10 protein-coding genes and 1 pseudogene are annotated in these 17,162 nt (G+C 74.0%); 3 read left to right on the top strand and 8 right to left on the bottom strand.

Annotation, left to right across the window (positions count from 1 at the left end; genetic code table 11):
- Positions 1 to 2: 2 nt before the first annotated feature.
- Complete coding sequence (locus ACFY04_RS18015; RefSeq protein WP_389117743.1) at positions 3 to 1,052, bottom strand: FecCD family ABC transporter permease; 1,050 nt, start codon at positions 1,050 to 1,052, stop codon at positions 3 to 5.
- 137 nt (positions 1,053 to 1,189) lie between these two features.
- Here ACFY04_RS18015 and ACFY04_RS18010 point away from each other — a divergent pair, with 137 nt between their 5' ends.
- Together ACFY04_RS18010 and ACFY04_RS18005 are read left to right on the top strand one after the other, a co-directional pair.
- Entirely contained in the window at positions 1,190 to 1,963 is a 774-nt protein-coding gene (locus tag ACFY04_RS18010; RefSeq protein WP_389117740.1) for a helix-turn-helix domain-containing protein, read from the top strand.
- Between the two features lie 90 nt (positions 1,964 to 2,053).
- Positions 2,054 to 3,817 carry a protein kinase gene (locus ACFY04_RS18005; protein ID WP_389117737.1) on the top strand — a complete coding sequence of 588 codons (1,764 nt, stop codon included), beginning with the start codon at positions 2,054 to 2,056 and terminating at the stop codon, positions 3,815 to 3,817.
- Between the two features lie 41 nt (positions 3,818 to 3,858).
- Here ACFY04_RS18005 and ACFY04_RS18000 read toward each other — a convergent pair whose 3' ends face one another.
- Entirely contained in the window at positions 3,859 to 4,461 is a 603-nt protein-coding gene (locus ACFY04_RS18000; RefSeq protein ID WP_389117735.1) for a flavodoxin family protein, read from the bottom strand.
- A gap of 109 nt (positions 4,462 to 4,570) precedes the next feature.
- Between ACFY04_RS18000 and ACFY04_RS17995 the strand changes: the two genes are divergently transcribed.
- On the top strand, positions 4,571 to 4,915 hold the full coding sequence (locus ACFY04_RS17995) for a MerR family transcriptional regulator (protein WP_389117733.1): 345 nt from the start codon (positions 4,571 to 4,573) through the stop codon (positions 4,913 to 4,915).
- 64 nt (positions 4,916 to 4,979) lie between these two features.
- Here ACFY04_RS17995 and ACFY04_RS17990 read toward each other — a convergent pair.
- The 6 genes and pseudogenes from ACFY04_RS17990 to ACFY04_RS17965 all read right to left on the bottom strand — a co-directional run.
- Positions 4,980 to 5,138: pseudogene (locus tag ACFY04_RS17990) on the bottom strand (DoxX family protein); the annotation flags it as partial.
- A 190-nt stretch (positions 5,139 to 5,328) separates the two neighbouring features.
- Complete coding sequence (locus ACFY04_RS17985) at positions 5,329 to 5,961, bottom strand: isochorismatase family protein (RefSeq protein WP_389117731.1); 633 nt, start codon at positions 5,959 to 5,961, stop codon at positions 5,329 to 5,331.
- A gap of 12 nt (positions 5,962 to 5,973) precedes the next feature.
- Positions 5,974 to 7,692: a (2,3-dihydroxybenzoyl)adenylate synthase gene (locus tag ACFY04_RS17980; protein ID WP_389117730.1), complete on the bottom strand. Its 1,719-nt coding sequence runs from the start codon at positions 7,690 to 7,692 to the stop codon at positions 5,974 to 5,976.
- Complete coding sequence (dhbC, locus tag ACFY04_RS17975) at positions 7,689 to 8,894, bottom strand: isochorismate synthase DhbC (RefSeq protein ID WP_389117729.1); 1,206 nt, start codon at positions 8,892 to 8,894, stop codon at positions 7,689 to 7,691. The genes ACFY04_RS17980 and dhbC overlap by 4 nt, the downstream gene beginning before the upstream one ends.
- Positions 8,895 to 9,044: 150 nt before the next feature.
- A complete protein-coding gene (locus ACFY04_RS17970; protein ID WP_389117728.1) occupies positions 9,045 to 9,878 on the bottom strand; it encodes a 2,3-dihydro-2,3-dihydroxybenzoate dehydrogenase in 834 nt (277 codons plus the stop codon).
- A 113-nt stretch (positions 9,879 to 9,991) separates the two neighbouring features.
- Positions 9,992 to 17,146 (bottom strand): amino acid adenylation domain-containing protein, encoded by a 7,155-nt coding sequence (locus ACFY04_RS17965; RefSeq protein WP_389117725.1) that lies wholly within the window; start codon positions 17,144 to 17,146, stop codon positions 9,992 to 9,994.
- Positions 17,147 to 17,162 lie beyond the last annotated feature (16 nt).

Genomic DNA, 17,162 nt, shown 5'->3' with positions numbered 1-17,162 from the left:
ACTCACATCCGGACCAGGTCGCGGCGGCGCGCGAGCCACACGAAGAAGGGAGTGCCGACGAGGGCGGTCATCACCGACACCTGGATCTCACCGTGGTCGATCACCAGCCGCCCCGCGGTGTCGGCGCCGACGAGCAGGACGGCTCCGCAGACCATGGACAGCGGCAGCGACCAGCGGTGGTCCGCGCCCACCAGCATCCGGGCGGTGTGCGCGGCGACCAGTCCGACGAAGGCCACCGGCCCCACGGCCGCGGTGGCGGCGGCGCACAGCAGCACCGCCACGGCCGCACTCGCCAACCGGGCCCGCTCCACCCGGACACCGAGCCCGCGGGCGGTCTCGTCACCGAGGCTCAGCAGGTTCAGGGTGCGTCCCAGGGGCAGCGCCAGCAGCAGGCCGGTGAGCGCGAACGGGAGTACCTGGCCCAGGAACTGGCCCCGGCCGGTGAGCTGGCCGACCGACCAGAAGCGCAGGTGGGCGTAGACGGCCTCGTCGCGCACCACGAGCAGGGTGATGAGCGAGGACATCACCGCGGCGACCGCGACGCCAGCGAGGACGAGGCCGATCGTGCTGCTGCCCGCGTTGGTACGGGTCCCGATCAGGAAGACGAGGACCGCGGTCACTGCCGAGCCGGTCAGTGCCATCCAGAAGTAGCCCTGCACGCCGGAGGTGTCGAGGAAGAGGATGCCGAGTACGACGAACACCGCCGCGCCCTGCTCCACGCCGAGGACGCCCGGCTCCGCCAGGGGGTTCATCGTCAGTGCCTGCATGATGAGCCCGGAGGCGCCGAGGGCGGCCCCGACGGTCAGGCCGAGCAGCGTGCGGGGTATCCGCTCCGTCCACAGGACGTCGCCGTTGTAACCCTCCGCGCCCGGGTGCAGCAGGATCCGCACGATTTCCAGTGGGGATATGTCACGCGCGCCGAGGCCGATGCTCGCGATGGTCACGGCGGCCAGCATCAGGCCGGCGAGCACCACGACCACCGTTCCGCGCGAGGCACGGGGCCTCGGGGGCGTCGGGGTCGGTGGTGCGGCCGGCGAAGCCGATTGCTTCATGGGTCTTCGGGTGCTCCTCACCTGCTCAAGCTGGAAGTTAGGCTAGCCTTACTAAAGCGGGGTCCGGTCCAATGCCGGAGGCGAACCGCTCACAATCAGGGGTCAAGAACACGGCCCTGCCGTAGGGGGAGGATGTTGTGGCCGAGACGGGACTGCGCAGCGTGCGGAACGAGGAGACCCGCGCGGAGGACGTGATCATGGCCGATGACGACTTCATCGCCGAGGGCGGACACCCGCTGCACGTCCACGAGTTCCACGAGTTCCTGCACATTCCGGTCGGCCGGATCGTGGTCACCGCCCTCGGCCGGGACTACGAGCTGTCCGCCTCGGTGGCCCTGTGGATCCCGGCGGGCATCGCGCACAGCGCACGGTTCGGAGCCGATTCCGTCATCGCGGTCGAGTCCTTCGACGCGGATCGGTTCGAGCTGCCGTACCAGGACGTCACCACCATCAACATCACCGGCGCCCAGCGCAGGCTGGTCCTCGGGCGGATGCGCAGCACCTGCGCCCAGGACGAGGCCCCGGAGGTCTTCGCGGCGCTGTCCGCCGGGCACCGCAACTGCCTGCCGCTGCCCCAGCCCACCAGCCACACCGCCGGCGCCGTGGCACGGGAGCTGGCCCGGACGCCGAGCGACCCGCGGACCGCGACGGAGTGGGCGGAGAACCTCTACACGAGCTCGACCAGCCTGCGCCGGGCCTTCCGCGCGGAGACCGGCATGGCCTTCTCCGAATGGCGCACCCGGCTCCGGCTCAACCACTCGCTGGGCCTGCTGGAGCAGGGCCAGTTGGTGAGCTCCGTGGCCGCCCGGGTGGGGTTCGTCAGCACCAACGGCTACATCCTGGCCTTCCGCCGCCACTTCGGGCAGACCCCGGGCGCGTACGTGCGCAGCTCGCTGGACCGGTCCGCCTGACCGGGCCGGGCCGGAAACGGACCTGCCCCGTACGCGGGGTCACGACCCGGTTACGGGGCACCGCGTCCACCGCTGCCCTAGCCTTGCGCCATGAGTGCGCCAGGGGACGTGATCGACGGACGGTTCGAGCTGGTCGACCGGCTCGGCAGTGGGGGGATGGGCACGGTCTGGCGAGCGCTGGACCTCGTCCTTCATCGTGAAGTGGCCGTCAAGGAAGTACGATCGGCGGCCGGGCGGGACGACCCGGAATTCCGGCGGGTGTTGCGCGAGCGGGTGCTGCGCGAGGCCCGCGCCCAGGCCCGGATCAGTCATCCGAACGTGGTCACCATCCACCACATCGTCGACGAGGGCGAGCACCCCTGGCTGGTGATGGAGCTGCTGCCCGGCCACTCCCTCGGCCGGCGACTGGAGCAGGGACCGCTGCCGCCCACCGAGGCGGCCCGGACCGGCCGCGAGGTGCTCGCCGGACTGCGGGCCGCGCACGCCGCCGGGATCCGCCACCGGGACGTGAAACCCGCCAACGTGCTGATGCGGGCCGACGGTTCGGCCGTGCTCACCGACTTCGGCATCGCCGCCCTCCAGGACGCCGCCTCCCTCACCATGACGGGTGAGGTCATCGGTACCCCCGAATACCTGGCCCCCGAGCGGATCCGCGGCGCCGACCTGCCCGCCTCGGACCTGTGGTCGCTGGGCATGATGCTGTATGTGTGCGTGGAAGGTGTCAGCCCGATGCGCCGCTCCACCACCCTGGCCACGCTGGCCGCAGTCCTCGACGAGCCGGTGCCGGTACCGCGCCGGGCCGGACCGCTGGCCGCCGTACTGGCCGAGCTGCTGGTCCGCGACCCGGCCGCGCGGCCCTCCGCGGAGCGGCTGGACCGGCTGCTGGCCGCCGTTGCCCGGGGCACCGGCAGCGCCGTACCGCCGGAGCCCACCCGCCTCGACCGGGCGCCCGCTTCCCCTCCCGATCTCTCCCCCGTGCTCGACCGGCCGCCGTTCGCCGGCCGGAGCGGCCCGCCGCCGCCCCCGCTGCCGCCCGGCCCGGCCCCCCGGCCGGACCGGCCCGCGCCGGCGGCCACACCACCGCCCTCTCCCGTGCCCTTCCAGGCGCACGGGGCCACGCCCCGGGACGCACTGCCCACCATCGGCCCCCTGAACGGCCGCGTCCCGCACGGGATCGGACCGGACCGCCGGCGGAAGGCCACCGCGCTTGCCGCAGCGGCCGCCGTGACGGCCCTGGCGCTGCTCGGCGTCGGCAGGTACACCCTGTTCAAGCCGGCCTCGGACGGACGCGACGACGGTAGGGGCGCGGTCTCACCGACGGTCTCCGTGGTCTCCACGGGACCGGGTTCGCCCTCGGCGACTCCCACGCCGGCCCCCGTCGGCACAGCGGCGACGAGCCCCGCCCAGACTTCCGGCACCAGCGCGGGTACGTCCGGCGAACCCGGCGCGACGGACACCCCGGCCGGTACGCAGCCGAGCACCCCGGCGGCCGTCGTGCCCGGTGGTGACGATCCGGCACCCGGCGTCGGCCGCTGGATCGCCCAGCTCCACTCCGAGCCGGAGAGCACCGGCACCGCCGCCCGCGACCGGCGGCTGGCGGCGGTCCGGGCCGCCGTCCCGGAGGCCCGGGTGCTGCGCAGCCGGGACTACGCCTCCCTCAAACCCGGCTACTGGGTGGTCTACGCCCCCGGCCCCTTCGCCGACGGCCGGGCGGCTGTCACCTTCTGCGCGCAGAAGGGCCGGACCACCGCCAACGAGTGCATCGGCCGCTACCTCAGTGACGACCAGGGCGACTACGTGTACCAGTGCACCCCGCCCGCCGACTCGCCCGGCGGCCGCTGCCGGCATTCATGACGGGAACGACCGCAGCGAGTCCGTGAAACCCGGCCGTCCCGTCAGGGAGACACGCCCTGGGCCGGCTCCACGCGGGGGAACACGGCGAGGGGGGCGTCCTGCGCGAAGAAGGTCTTGGCGCGGATCGCCGCCCGCTCGTCGTCCCGCACCTGGCCCGGCCGGGAGCCGTTGCCGAGCAGCACCCCGCCGAACCGCATCCGCATGTAGGCCGCGGTGTGGTGAAGACTGGTCACCAGCCCCTCGGCGCGCGCCTCGTCGTGGTCCGCCATGGCCGTGACACCCCACAGGGTCCGGCCCGCCATCCGCTTCTTGAAGTCCGAGCCGGGGACCGTGAGCCAGCCCGACCAGTAGTCGAGGTAGCGCTTGGTGTGCGCGGAGAGCGCGTACCAGTACAGGGGCGAGGCGATGACGATGTCGGTCGCCTCCAGCGTGGCCAGCCGCAGGGCCTCCTCGCTCTCCGAGGGCGTCCAGCCCTCGGCCTCGTGCCGCCCGTCCCGGAAGTCGGGCAGCGCCGATTCGGCCAGGTCGACCCACCGCTGCCGGACCCCGGCGGGCAACTGTTCGGCGGCCGCCCTCGCGAGTATCCCGGTGTTCCCGTCGGAACGGGAGCTGCCGAGGACGAAGAGGAACGAGCGGTCGGTCATGAACATCACTCCAGCGGTGCGCGGTCGGGCCGGCGGAATGCCCGCCGGTGGGGGCGACGTTAGACGTTGACATCAATGTGAAGGTCAACCGGATGCAGAGGTACGGCACATGCTGATCGGCGAACTGTCCCGGCGCACCGGCGTCAGCTCCCGGCTGCTGCGCTACTACGAGGCGCAGGGGCTGCTCGACGCGGAGCGCGGCACGAACGGATACCGCGACTACACGGCGGACTCCGTGGCCGCCGTGCGCAAGGTACGCGCCCTGCTCGCGGCCGGCCTGTCCACCGAGGTGATCCGCTCGGTGCTGCCGTGCGTGCGGGGCGAGGGGGTGCGCTTCGCCTGGTGCGAGGAGATCCGGTCCGTCCTCGACGGGGAACTGGCCGCCATGGACGCGCGCATCGAGGGCCTGCAGCACAGCCGCGCCGCCCTGGCCTGCTACCTGGAACAGCCCTGAGCAGCCCTGAGCCCCGCCCCCGGGGAAGTGGGGGCGGGGCTCAGGGAGAGCGGGGGACACGGCCTCAGGCGGTCGCCGCCCGGGGCCGCTGCTCGGTCTCCGCGGCCCGGTTCCCGCGGGCGGGCAGGAGTCGGTCCAGGGCGAAGGCACCCGGGCCGGTGAAGACGAGCAGCAGGAAGGCCCAGCAGTACATCGCGGAGGACTCGCCGCTGTTCTGGAACGGTCCGCCCGCAGGGACTCGGTACGGTCGAGCTCGCCCCGCCGGGCCGTGGCGGCCGCGGCGTTCTCCGCCACCGAGGCCGCCCACACGCGGGTCTGCCCGGGCAGGGCCACCGGCAGCGGCACGGGATACACGGGCGGTACGTGCGCGGCGGCAGGCCCCGGCCGCGGCCGGGCCCGGAGCGAGGCCGGTCTCACAGCTGCGCGCAGACCCGGTCGGCCGTGGTGACCACGGCGCAGCGGCCCGCCGCCCACTCCAGGGCCATCCGGTGCTCGCGCGCGGAGAAGTCGGCGACGGCGTCCGCGACCACGAAGGCCTGGACGTCCTGCATCCAGGCGTCGCAGGCCGTCATCAGCACGCCGATGTGGGCGTACACGCCGGTGATCACCAGCTGGTCCCGGCCCATCGCGCGCAGCCGCTCCAGGAGGTCGGTCCGGACGAAGGCGCTGTACTTCCACTTCGTGAGCACCGTGTCGTCCGGGCCCGGTGCCACGGCGGCGGGGATCGCGGCGGCCGTCGGGTCGGCGGGCAGACCGGCGCCCCAGAAGTCCTGCTGGAGCCCGCGCTCGGCAGGAGTCTGCCCGCCGGGCTGCGCGGTGTAGAACACGGGCACCCCGGCCCGGCCCGCCTCCTTCTTCAGCCGCGCGACCTGCTGGAGCATGCCGGTGACGGGCTGCGCGTCCGTGTCGAAGGCCGACAGGAAGTAGTTCTGCAGGTCGTGGACGAGCAGGACCGCGCGGTCCGGATCCACGCTCCAGCCGACGCGGTTGGCCGGCAGCTCCTCGGCGGTCGGCAGCGGGTAGGGGGCGATGGCGGGCAGGGCCATGGGTTCATCCGTTCAGTGCTGATGGGGCGGTACGGGGACGGTGGCGGGGGCGGCGGGGGCGGCGGGTGTGGCGGGGGCGGCGGTGCGCAGGTCCCGTTTGGAGACCTTGCCCACGCCGGTCTTGGGGAAGGCGGCGACGAACTCCACCCGGTCCGGCACCTTGTACGCCGCGAGGCCGCGCTCCCGCACGAACTTCTTCACGGCGGCGGGCCGCAGTTCTCCGGAGCCCTCGCGCAGGATCACGTAGGCACAGGTGCGTTCGCCGAGATAGGGGTCCGGTTCGCCGACCACGTTGGCGTCGTGGACGGCCGGATGCGCCAGGATGTGGTTCTCCACCTCCTCCGCCGCGATCTTCTCCCCGCCCCGGTTGATCTGGTCCTTGGCGCGTCCCTCGACGACCAGGTGCCCGGTGGGCGTCATCCGGACGATGTCCCCGGTCCGGTAGAAACCGTCCGCGGTGAACGACCGGGCGTTGTGCTCGGGCGCGTTCCAGTACCCGCGGATCGTGTAGGGGCCGCGGGTCAGCAGGTGGCCGGACCCGCCGGGGAGCACCTCGCGGTCCTCGTCGTCGACGATCCGGATCTCGTCGTCCGGGGAGATCGGCCGGCCCTGGGTGGTGACGACGGTCTCCTCGGGGTCGTCGAGGCGGGTGTAGTTCACCAGCCCCTCCGCCATCCCGAACACCTGCTGGAGCGTGCAGCCCAGGCCCGGCCGGACCCGGCGGGCGGCCTCCTCGCTGAACTTCGCGCCACCCACCAACAAGACGTCCAGGCTGGCGAGGTCCCGGTCGGTGCGCGCGGCGGCCTCCGTCCAGAGCAGGGCCAGCGGGGGCACCAGACCGGTGATCGTCACGCCCTCGGACTCGATCAGCGGGAAGGCGACGTCGGGCACCGGCTGCGGGCACAGCACCACCCGGCCCCCCGCGTACAGGGCGCCCAGCGAACCGGGCGAGGACAGCGGGAAGTTGTGGGCGGCGGGCAGGGCCACCAGGTACACCGAGTCCGCGTCCACCGCGCAGATCTCGTTCGAGGCCCACAGCGAGTAGATGTAGTCGTCGTGGGTGCGCGGGATCAGCTTGGGCACACCCGTGCTGCCGCCGGAGAGCTGGAGGAAGGCCAGGTCGTGCGGGGCGGGCCCGGGGCCGAGTCCGCCGGCGGGCACGTCCAGCGGGACCTCGGCGAGCGCGGTGAAGTCACCCGGGTCGGCGTCCGCGACGAACACCGCGCGCAGTCCGGGGACTTCGGCGCGGACGGCGGCGGCGAGCTCACGGTAGTCGTAGCCGGCGTGCACCGCGGGGATCACGTACGCCGCGGCCCCGGTGAAGGAGCAGAAGGAGGAGATCTCGGTGCGGCGGTGCGCCGACAGCGCGAAGACGGGCAGGGCGCCGATCCGGAAGAGCGCGAAGACGACCTCGAAGAACTCGGCCGTGTTCGGCAGCTGTACGACCACCTTGTCGCCGGGGACGATGCCGCGCGCCGTGAGACCCGCGGCCATCCGGTCGGCCCGCGCGTCGAGTTCGCCGTAGCTCCAGGCGCGCCGGCCGCCGTCCGGGCCGCCGGCCGGGTCCACGACGGCGATCCGGTCGGGGTGGGCGGTGGCCCGCTCCCGCAGCACGGATCCGAAGGTCTCGCCCCGCCACCAGCCGGCCGCCCGGTAGCGCTCGGCGAACTCGGCGGGCCAGGGCCGCCAGGTGGCGGCCGCGGAGTCGTGGTCCTCGTGGGAGTCGCTCACAGCTCGGCTCCGACGGCCTGCAGGAAGGTACGGAACTTCGCGGCGGTCTCCGCGGTCTCGGCCTCGGGCTCGGACGCGGAGACGACCCCCGCCCCGGCGTACAGGCGCAGCCGGTTGTCCTCGGCCTCGGCGCAGCGGATCGTGACGACCCACTCGCCGTCACCGGTGCCGTCCTCCCAGCCGATCATGCCGGTGAAGAAGCCCCGGTCGAAGGGCTCGGTCTCCTCGATCACCTTGCGGGCCACGTCGGTCGGACTGCCGCAGACGGCCGGGGTCGGGTGCAGGCTGGAGGCGATCTCCAGAGCGGAGACGTCGGGCTGTGCGAGCACTCCGGTCACGGTGGTGGACAGGTGCCACATGGTGGCCGTACGGAGCAGGGTTGGGCGCTCAGTGACGTCGAGGGAGGTGCAGTACGGGGCCATGGCCTGGTGCACCGCGTCGACGACGACGGCGTGCTCGTGCAGGTCCTTGGCGGACCGGAGCAGGGCGGCGGCCCGGCGGACGTCCTCGGCGAGGTCCGCGCTGCGCGGGGTGGACCCGGCCAGCGGGTTGGAGATGAGCCGGTCGCCCCGGCGGGACAGCAGCAGCTCGGGGCTGGCGCCGAGCAGGTTGCGGCCGGGGCCGGTGGGGAGCGCGAAGGTGTAGCCGGAGGGGTCACGGCGGGCGAGCCGCTGGACCATGGCGGGTATGTCCAGCGGTCTGTCGGAGGCGAGTTCCAGGGTCCGGGCCAGTACGACCTTGCTGAACTCGCCCTGCCACATCCGGTCCACGGCCGAGGCCACGCCCTTGGCGTAGACATCGGGCTCGGGGACGGAGGCGATGGCCCAGTCGGCGGGCGCCGGACCGGCGGCGGGCAGGGCGATCAGCGGGTCCGAGGCGAGCGGCGGGCCGCTGCGCAGGGAGTCCGGGACGACGAGGGCGGCGCGGGCGTCCGGGGCGAAGGGGATCGCGCCGATCACCACGGGGTAGGGGTGCCCGGCCCGCCGGGCCTCGGCCAGGGCCTGGGCGACGCGGTGCGGCAGGGGTTCGGCGGAGTGCGCGACCTCCTGGCGGATGCCCTGGGCCAGCAGGGTCCGGGTGGGGGTCGCGAGGAACCGGGCTCCGCTGCGGTAGGCGTCGAGCAGCGTGGTGGCGGCGCCGACGGAGGGGTGCACCGGATCGGCCGGTGCGGGGGGCGTGGCGACTTGGTGGACCGTCGGCACGGTGACTCCTCTTCAGGGTGGGGGCAGGTGAGGGCAGGCAGGTGCGGCCGGGCGGTCGCCGGCTGCGGGCGGTGCGGTGCGGGGCGGTGCGGTGCGCGTGGCGCGGGGATCGCGCGTGGTGCGCGGGGGAGGACGGGGGCTGCCGCGGGGTCAGCGCAGCGTGGCTCCGCCGTCCACGTAGAGGTCCTGCATGGTGATGTGGCGCGCCTGCTCCGAGGCGAGGAACACGACGGCGTCCGCGATGTCCTGCGGGTCGGCGATCCGGCCCAGCGGAATCCCCGTCCGGTAGCTGGCGAGGTCCCCGTTCAGCACCCGGGCGGGCGCCTGCGGGTCGCTCCAGAGCCCCCACTGCATGGGGGTGTCGGTGGAGCCGGGGGCCACGATGTTGCAGCGCACCCCGCTGCGCGCGTACTCCAGCCCCAGACACTTGGTGAACATGACGGCTGCGGCCTTCGAGGCGGCGTACGCGGCCATGCCGGTGCGGGGGATCCCGGCGGCGTTCGAGGCGACGGTGATCACGCTCCCGGAGCCGCGGGCCGCCATGCCGGGGACGACGGCGCGGGAGGTGAAGAAGACGCCCTGGACGTTGACGGCGAAGGTGGCCGCCCAGTCCTCGTCGGTCAGTTCCGCGACCGGTGCCGCGCGCAGGATCCCGGCCACGTTCACCAGGATGTCGACCGGCCCGAGTTCCCGGCCGATCCGCTCGGCGGTCCGCTCGACGGCCGCCGGGTCGGTGACGTCGAGTGCGTAGGCGCGGACCGCCCCGTCGCCGGAGACCGTTGCCCGCCCGGCCTCCGGGTCCAGTTCCGCGGCCAGCGCGGTGACGGCCTTCGCCGAGATGTCCGTCGCCGCGACCGTGGCACCGAGGCGGAACAGCGTACGGGCGACGGCCTCGCCGATGCCCTGGCCCGCGCCGGTGACGAGCGCGACCTTGCCGGTGAATCCGCTGGTCCCGGGAACGCCGGGCTCACGGTGGTCGGACATGCCGCCCCCTCCTCGATTCTTAGGTAAGCCTAACCTAATGAAATACTGAACGGCACTACGCGACAGGTGCGTTGCGGGTGGGGCGCCGGAGCGCCCCACCCACACCCCAGGGGTCAGCCCCGGCCGGCCGATCGGGCCGACGCCAGCGCGCGGGCCAGTACCGGGCCGATCTCCGCCAGGACTCCGGGGGACATCAGGTCGTCGTGCGAGCAGTCCAGGACGTGCTCCTCGATCCGGCCGTCCAGGTACGCGGGCCAGACCAGCCCCGGTGCCTCTTCCGCCGGGGTGGACCGGGACGCGGTGAAGAACAGCACGTCACCCCGGTAGCGGAGGGTGCGGCTGCGCGACAGCAGCCGTACGCAGTGCACGTTCGTGTCGACGATCGCCCCCAGCAGCGCCTCGTCGAAGCCGGCCAGCAGGCCCTGGCTGTCGCGGATCGCGCCGACCGCCTCCGCCCGGTCCACCGGAGCGTCTCCCCGCGGCTGGTCGAGCCCGGCCACCGAGAGCAGGAAGCCGCTCTCCTCGCGCTCCAGCCGCTCGCGCCAGTCCGGGGCGTCGATGTACGACCAGTCCTCGGTCTCCGGCGGGTACGCGTCCAGCAGTCCCAGGAAGGCGACGTCCTCCCCACGCTCCTGGAGCAGCGCGGCCAGCGTTTGCGCCACGGTCCCGCCGAAGGAGTACCCGAGGAAGTGGTACGGGCCCTCGGGCTGCACCGTACGGATCTCCTCCAGGTACATCTCCGCCAGGGCGGCCACATCGGCCACCTCGGGCTGTTCTCCCGCGAGCCCCGGCGACTGGAGCCCGTACACCGGCCAGTCCGGGTCCAGGTGCCGCAGCAGCCCCGTGTACTGCCAGGCGAAACCGGACGCCGGATGGAAGCAGAACAGCGGCGCGGCCGTGCCCCGTTCGCGCAGCGGCATCAGCACCCGCAGCGCGTCCCGGCGGGCGTCCGAGCCGATCCGGGCGGCCAGGTCGGCCACGGTCGGCGCGGCCATCACGGCCCCGACCTGGACCGGCGTGCCGAGTTCCGCGCGGATCCGGCCGACCAGCCGCATCGCCAGCAGCGAATGGCCGCCGAGCTCGAAGAAGTTGTCCTCGGCCCCCACCCGCTCCAGGCCCAGCACGTCCGCGAAGATCGCGCACAGCAGCTCCTCGCGCTCGTCCTTCGGCGCCCGGCCGCCGCCCGCGTCCCCGAAGCCGGGGGCGGGCAGCGCCGCCCGGTCCACCTTGCCGTTCACCGTCAGCGGCAGCGCCGACAGCTCGACGAAGGCCGACGGAACCATGTACTCGGGCAGCGCGGCCGACAGCCGGGCCCGCAGGGCGGCCGGCTCGGGCGCGTCCGAGGCCGACGCCACCGTGTAGGCGACCAGCCGCTTGACTCCGGTCGGTCCGGTGTGGACGACCACGGCCGCCGCCGCGACGCCCGGCTCGGCCGCGACGGACGACTCGACCTCGCCGAGCTCGATGCGGAACCCGCGGATCTTGACCTGGTCGTCGGCGCGCCCGAGGTAGTCGATCTGCGCGTCGCCGCGCCAGCGCACCAGGTCGCCCGTCCGGTACATCAGCGTCCCCGGCTCGCCGAACGGGTCGGCCACGAACCGCTCCGCCGTCAGCGACGGCCGGCCGAAGTAGCCGCGGGCCAGGCCGGCCCCCGCCAGGTACAGCTCACCGGCCACGCCCGCCGGAACCGGCCGCAGCGCGCTGTCGAGCACGTAGGCCCGGGTGTTGTGGATCGGCCGGCCGACGCAGGAGCTGACACTGTCGTCCACGTCGGCGCCCAGCGCGTTGATCGTGTACTCGGTCGGGCCGTACAGGTTGTAGCCCATGGTGCCCTCGGTGCCCTTGAGCAGCTCCCAGAGGCCGTCCGGCACCGCTTCGCCGCCCAGCAGGAACAGGGTGGGCCGGTGCCGGTCCGCGTCCAGCAGACCCGCCTCGACCAGCTGCAGGCCGTACGAGGGCGTCACGTTGACCACGTCGATGCCCACGCGGTCGTAGTGCGCGGTCAGGGCCGCCGGGTCCAGCCGCAGTTCCTCGCCGATGACGTGCACCTCGTGCCCGTCGACCAGCCAGAAGAACTCCTCCCACGACATGTCGAAGGCGAAGGACACGGTGTGCGCCACCTTCATCCGGCGCCCGCCCGCCAGGGCCACCGCCGGAGCGAAGATCCGCTCGCGGTGGTTGAGGAGCATGTTGGTCAGACCCGAGTAGGGGACCACCACCCCCTTGGGCCGACCCGTCGAGCCAGAGGTGTAGATGATGTACGCCGGGTGACGGCCGTCCCGGACGCCCGTCAGCTCCGACTCCGCCAGCGGCCCCTCGGGCTGCGCCGCCAGCCCGGCCAGGACCGCCGGATCGTCCAGCAGCAGCGCCGGTACGCCTTCCACCACCGGCACCCGGTCCGTCACCGGGGCCGTCGTGACCAGGCACAGCGGGGCGGCGTCCGCCACCATCGCGCCGAGCCGGTCCACGGGGTGGTCCAGGTCCAGCGGCAGATAGGCCGCGCCGGTCTTCAGTACGGCGAACAGCGCGACCACGAAGTCGGCCGACCGGGGCAGAGCGAGGGCCACCACGGCCTCCGGCCCCGCACCCCGAGCCACCAGGGCCCGGGCCAGCCGGTTGGCCCGGGAGTCCAGCTCCGCGTAACCGAGCCGCTGGTCCTCGAAGACCAGAGCCGTCTCCCCGGGCGTCCGCGCGGCCTGCCCGGCGAACAGGTCGATCACCGTCGTGTCCGGGACGGCATGGCCCGTGTCGTCGCCGGTCGCCAGCAGTTCGGCCCGCTCCACCGCGTCCAGGGTGACCAGCCGGCCCACCGGGACCGCCCCGCCGTCGGCGAGCTGCTCCACCAGCAGCGCGAGCCGGCCCGCAAGGTTCCGGGCGGTGGCCTCGTCGTACAGGTCGGGCCGGTAGCCGAGGCTCAGCTCCAGCGCCGGACCCGGGGTGACGGCGAGGGTCAGCGGGTAGTGGGTGCCGTCGACACTGTGGGTCCAGCCGATCGCGTGGGCGGCCACCGCCTCCTCGCGGGCGGCGTCGTTCAGCGGCGTGTTGCGGAACACGTACAGGGTGTCGAAGAGCTGCCCGAGGCCGGTCAGCTGCTGGATCGGGCCGAGCCCCACGTAGTGGTGGGGCAGCAGCGCCGCGTGCTCGCCCTGCACCCGCACCATCAGATCGCGCAGCGGCTCGCCTGGGCGCAGCGCGACCCGGAACGGCAGCGTGTTCATGAACATGCCGATCATCCGGTCGACCCCGGCGAGATCCGCGGGACGACCCGAGACGGTGGCACCGAACACCACGTCGTCGCGGCCCGTCATCCCGGCCAGCGTCATCGCCCAGGCCGTGCTCAGCACGGTGTTGAGGGTGACCCCGCAGCCGCGCGCGAAGGACCGCAGCCGGTCGCTGGTCGCCTCGTCCAGGGACAGGTCCACCACCTCGGCGGTCACCGGCTGCCGGGCCGGATCGGCCCGGGCCACCAGCGTGGCCTGGTCCAGCCCGGACAGGTGGGTGCGCCAGGCATGCTCGGCGGCCTCCCGGTCCACGGCCGACAGCCGGCGCAGGTAGTCCCGGTAGGGGGTGACGGGCGGCAGCACGTCCGCCGAGCCGCCGTGCCCGTACAGGGCGAACAGCTCCTCGAAGAACAGCGACTCCGACCAGCCGTCGGTGAGGATGTGGTGCTGCGTCACGCACAGCATCCAGCGCTCCGCCGAGAAGCGGATCAGGGCCACGCGCAGCAGCGGCGGGGCCGCCAGGTCGAACCGGGCCGCCGCGTCGGCGAGCGAGAACTCCCGCAGCGCCTCGTCCTGCGCCGCCCGGTCGAGATGGCTGAGGTCGATCTCCCGCCAGGGCAGCTCCCACTCGCCCGGCACCACCTGCACCGGGCCGTCCAGGCCCTCGTGCCAGAAACCGGAACGGAGGTTGGGATGGCGGCGCAGCAGGGTGTCGAAGGCCGCGCGCAGGGCGGGCCCGTCGACGGCGTGCAGCAGTTCCACGAAGTTCTGCATCAGGTAGACGTCGAGGGCCCGGTCGTCGTAGACGGCGTGGAAGTACAGGCCCTCCTGCAGCGGCGCGAGCGGAAGGACCTCCGCGACCTGCGGGAACACCGTGGCCAGCGCGGCCTCCTGCCCGGCATCGAGGGTGACGAGCGGGCCGGCCGGTGCCGGGCGACCGCCTTCCTGGTCCGCGGCGTTGCGGGCCGCGGCGGCCATCCGCTCTACGGTCCGCTGCTCGAAGACGTCGCGCGGCGTGAGGACCAGGCCCGCCTTGCGGGCCCGGGTCACCAGCTGGATGGAGACGATGCTGTCCCCGCCCAGCGCGAAGAAGTCGTCGTCGATCCCGGCCGAGGCCAGCCCCAGCACCTCGGCGAAGACGGCGCACAGCGCCTCCTCACGGGCGTCGCGGGGCGGGCGCGCCAGCGCCGCCGCACCCAGCTCGGGCGCGGGCAGGGCGCCCCGGTCCAGCTTGCCGCTGACGTTCGTCGGAAGGGAGTCCAGGACCACCACGGCCGCCGGGACCATGTAGTCGGGCAGGACGGCGGCCAGCGCCTCCCGGAGCGCCGCCCCCTCGACCGGGCCGGTCACGTAGGCGACCAGCCGCTTGACCCCGGGGGTGTCCTCGCGGACCACCACGGCGGCGGAACCGACACGGGGCAGGGCGGCCAGGGCCGACTCCACCTCGCCGGGCTCGATCCGGTAGCCGCGGATCTTCACCTGGTCGTCGGCCCGCCCCAGGAACTCCAGCTGCCCGTCGGAGCGCAGCCGTACGAGGTCGCCCGTACGGTACATCCGCGAGCCGGGCGGACCGTACGGGTCGGCGACGAACCGCTCGGCGGTCAGAGCGAACCGGCCCAGGTACCCGCGGGCCAGTCCGTGGCCCGCCAGGTACAGCTCACCGGGGGTGCCGGCCGGAGCGGGCCGCAGGGCGGAGTCCAGTACGCGGGCGCACGTGTTGCCGATGGGCCGGCCCACGATCGGGGTGGCCGAGTCGGCCAGGTCGGCGCCGAGGGCGTCCACCGTGTACTCGGTGGGCCCGTACAGGTTCACCGACATGACCCCGGGCGCCTCGCGGACCTCCGTCCACAGCGCCTCGGGAACGGCTTCGCCGCCGAGGAGCAGCAGCCCGGGACGGTGGTGCGAGCGGCTCAGCAGCCCCCACTCCAGCAGGGCCCCGGCGTAGGTGGGCGTCACGTCCATGGCGTCGATCCGGTGCTCGCGGACGTAGCCGACGGTGAACTCGGCGTCGCGGCGGCCGGTCTCGTCCAGGACGTGCAGCTCGTGTCCCGAGACGAGCCAGAACAGCTGCTCCCACGAGGTGTCGAAGCTGAAGGAGGCGGTGTGCAGGGCGCGCAGCGACCGCCCGCCCGCCGCCGCCACGGCCGGGGCGAAGACGTCCGCGATGTGGTTGGCGTACAGGTTCGACAGACCGCCGTGGGTCAGGACGACGCCCTTGGGGCGGCCCGTGGAACCGGAGGTGTAGATCACGTAGGCCGGGTGGCCGGACTCCGCGCGCGGCGGCCGGAAACCACCGCCGTACGCGGCGAGTTCCGCGGTCGCCTCCGCCGAGTCCAGAACGATCCGGGTGGGTCCGGCCACGGCCTCGGCGGGCAGCAGCGCGAGCGCCGCCTCCGTGGTCAGCACACACACCGGCGCCGCGTCGTCCAGCATCAGGGCGATCCGGTCGGCCGGGTAGTCCAGGTCCAGCGGCAGGTAGGCGGCGCCCGACTTCAGGACCGCCAGGATGGCCACCACCGAGGCGGCCGAACGCGGCACGGCCAGCGCCACGACCGACTCGGGTCCGGCGCCGCGCGCGGCCAGCAGCGCGGCCAGCCGGTCCGCCCGGTCGTCGAGTTCCGCGAACGTCAGCCGGTCGGGGCCCGCGACCACGGCGCAGGCGTCCGGGGTCGCGGCGGCCTGCGCGGCGAACCGGTCGGCGACCGTACCGTCCGCCACGTCGCGCGAGGGGCCCGCTTCCGCGGTACGCAGCTCCGCGCGGTCGGCGGCGGTCAGCGGCTCCAGGGTCCCCACCGGGCGGCCGGGGTCGCCCGCGACCTGGTCCAGCAGGGCGGCGAACCGCTCGGCCACCCGGGCGGCGGTCCGGGCGCCGAAGAGGTCGGGCCGGTACTCCAGGGCCAGTTCGGCCCGCTCGTCCAGGGACACGGACAGGGTGAGCGGGTAGTGCGTGCCGTCCCGGGCCTCGATGCCCGTCACCCGCACCCCGTCGGACAGCGCCGGGCGGGCGGACGGGTCCACCGGATAGTTCTCGATGACGACGAGGGTGTCGAACAGCTCGCCGCCGCCCGCCTGCTTCTGGATCAGGCGCAGGCCCAGGTGGTGGTGGGCGAGCAGGGCGTTCTGCTCGTCCCGGAACCGTCTCAGCAGGTCCGCGACGCTCTCCCACGGCCGTGCGGTGAGCCGCACCGGCACGGTGGTGATGAACAGACCGACCATCGACTCGACGCCGGGGATCTCCTCGGGCCGGCCCGCGACCGTCAGCCCGAAGACCACGTCCCGGCGGCCCGTCAGACTGCCGAGCAGCAGGCCCCAGACCGCCTGGATCACCGTACTGGGCGTGGTGCCCAGCGACCGCGCCGCCGCCGTCAGCCGGGCGGTGGCCGCCCCGGACAGCTTCACGCGGTGCACACCGGGCCGCACCGAGGTGCGGGACGGGTCGGCCGGAGCCACCAGCACGGCCTCGTCCAGCCCGGCCAGCGCGGTGCGCCAGGCGCCCTCGGCGGCCGGGACGTCCTGGGCCTTCAGCCACTTGAGGTAGTCGCGGTAGGGGCGCACGGGCTGCTGGGCCGAGGCGTCGCCGTCGCTCTCGTACAGCGCGAGGAGGTCCCCGACGAGCAGCGGCATCGACCAGCCGTCGACCAGGATGTGGTGCACGGTGACCACCAGCAGGTGGTCGTCCGGGCCCCGGCGCGCCAGCAGCAGCCGCAGCAGCGCCGGCCGGTGCAGCTCGAACCGGCGGTCCAGCTCGGCCCGTTCCACCCGGCGCACCGCGGCCTGCGAAGGGTCGGCCGACAGGTCCGCCCGGCCCAGCGCGAAGGTCACCTCGGCCGGCACGAACTGCACCGGCTGCGGCACCCCCTCGTGCCAGAAACCGGCCCGCAGGTTGGGGTGGCGGCGCAGCAGCGCCGCGCCCGCCCGCTCCATCCGGTCCGCGTCGGCGGGGCCGGCCAGCGACACGGATACCTGCACCGTGTACACGTCCGGCGCGCTCGCGTCGTAGACGGAGTGGAACAGCATGCCCTGCTGCAAGGGGGACAGCGGAAGCATGTCCTCTATTCGAGCC

This window comes from Streptomyces sp. NPDC001549 (assembly GCF_042894025.1).
Lineage (GTDB): Bacteria > Actinomycetota > Actinomycetes > Streptomycetales > Streptomycetaceae > Streptomyces > Streptomyces kutzneri.
The sequence above is the reverse complement of the archived record's forward strand: the minus strand, read 5'-3'. Positions and strand labels throughout refer to the sequence as shown.

Excerpts from the sequence above, each read along its gene's own strand:
- ACFY04_RS18015 (WP_389117743.1), bottom strand. The coding sequence starts at position 1,052 with ATGAAGCAATCGGCTTCGCCGGCCGCACCACCGACCCCGACGCCCCCG.
- ACFY04_RS18005 (WP_389117737.1), top strand. The coding sequence starts at position 2,054 with ATGAGTGCGCCAGGGGACGTGATCGACGGACGGTTCGAGCTGGTCGAC.
- ACFY04_RS18000 (WP_389117735.1), bottom strand. The coding sequence starts at position 4,461 with ATGACCGACCGCTCGTTCCTCTTCGTCCTCGGCAGCTCCCGTTCCGAC.
- ACFY04_RS17995 (WP_389117733.1), top strand. The coding sequence starts at position 4,571 with ATGCTGATCGGCGAACTGTCCCGGCGCACCGGCGTCAGCTCCCGGCTG.
- ACFY04_RS17985 (WP_389117731.1), bottom strand. The coding sequence starts at position 5,961 with ATGGCCCTGCCCGCCATCGCCCCCTACCCGCTGCCGACCGCCGAGGAG.
- ACFY04_RS17970 (WP_389117728.1), bottom strand. The coding sequence starts at position 9,878 with ATGTCCGACCACCGTGAGCCCGGCGTTCCCGGGACCAGCGGATTCACC.
- ACFY04_RS17965 (WP_389117725.1), bottom strand. The coding sequence starts at position 17,146 with ATGCTTCCGCTGTCCCCCTTGCAGCAGGGCATGCTGTTCCACTCCGTC.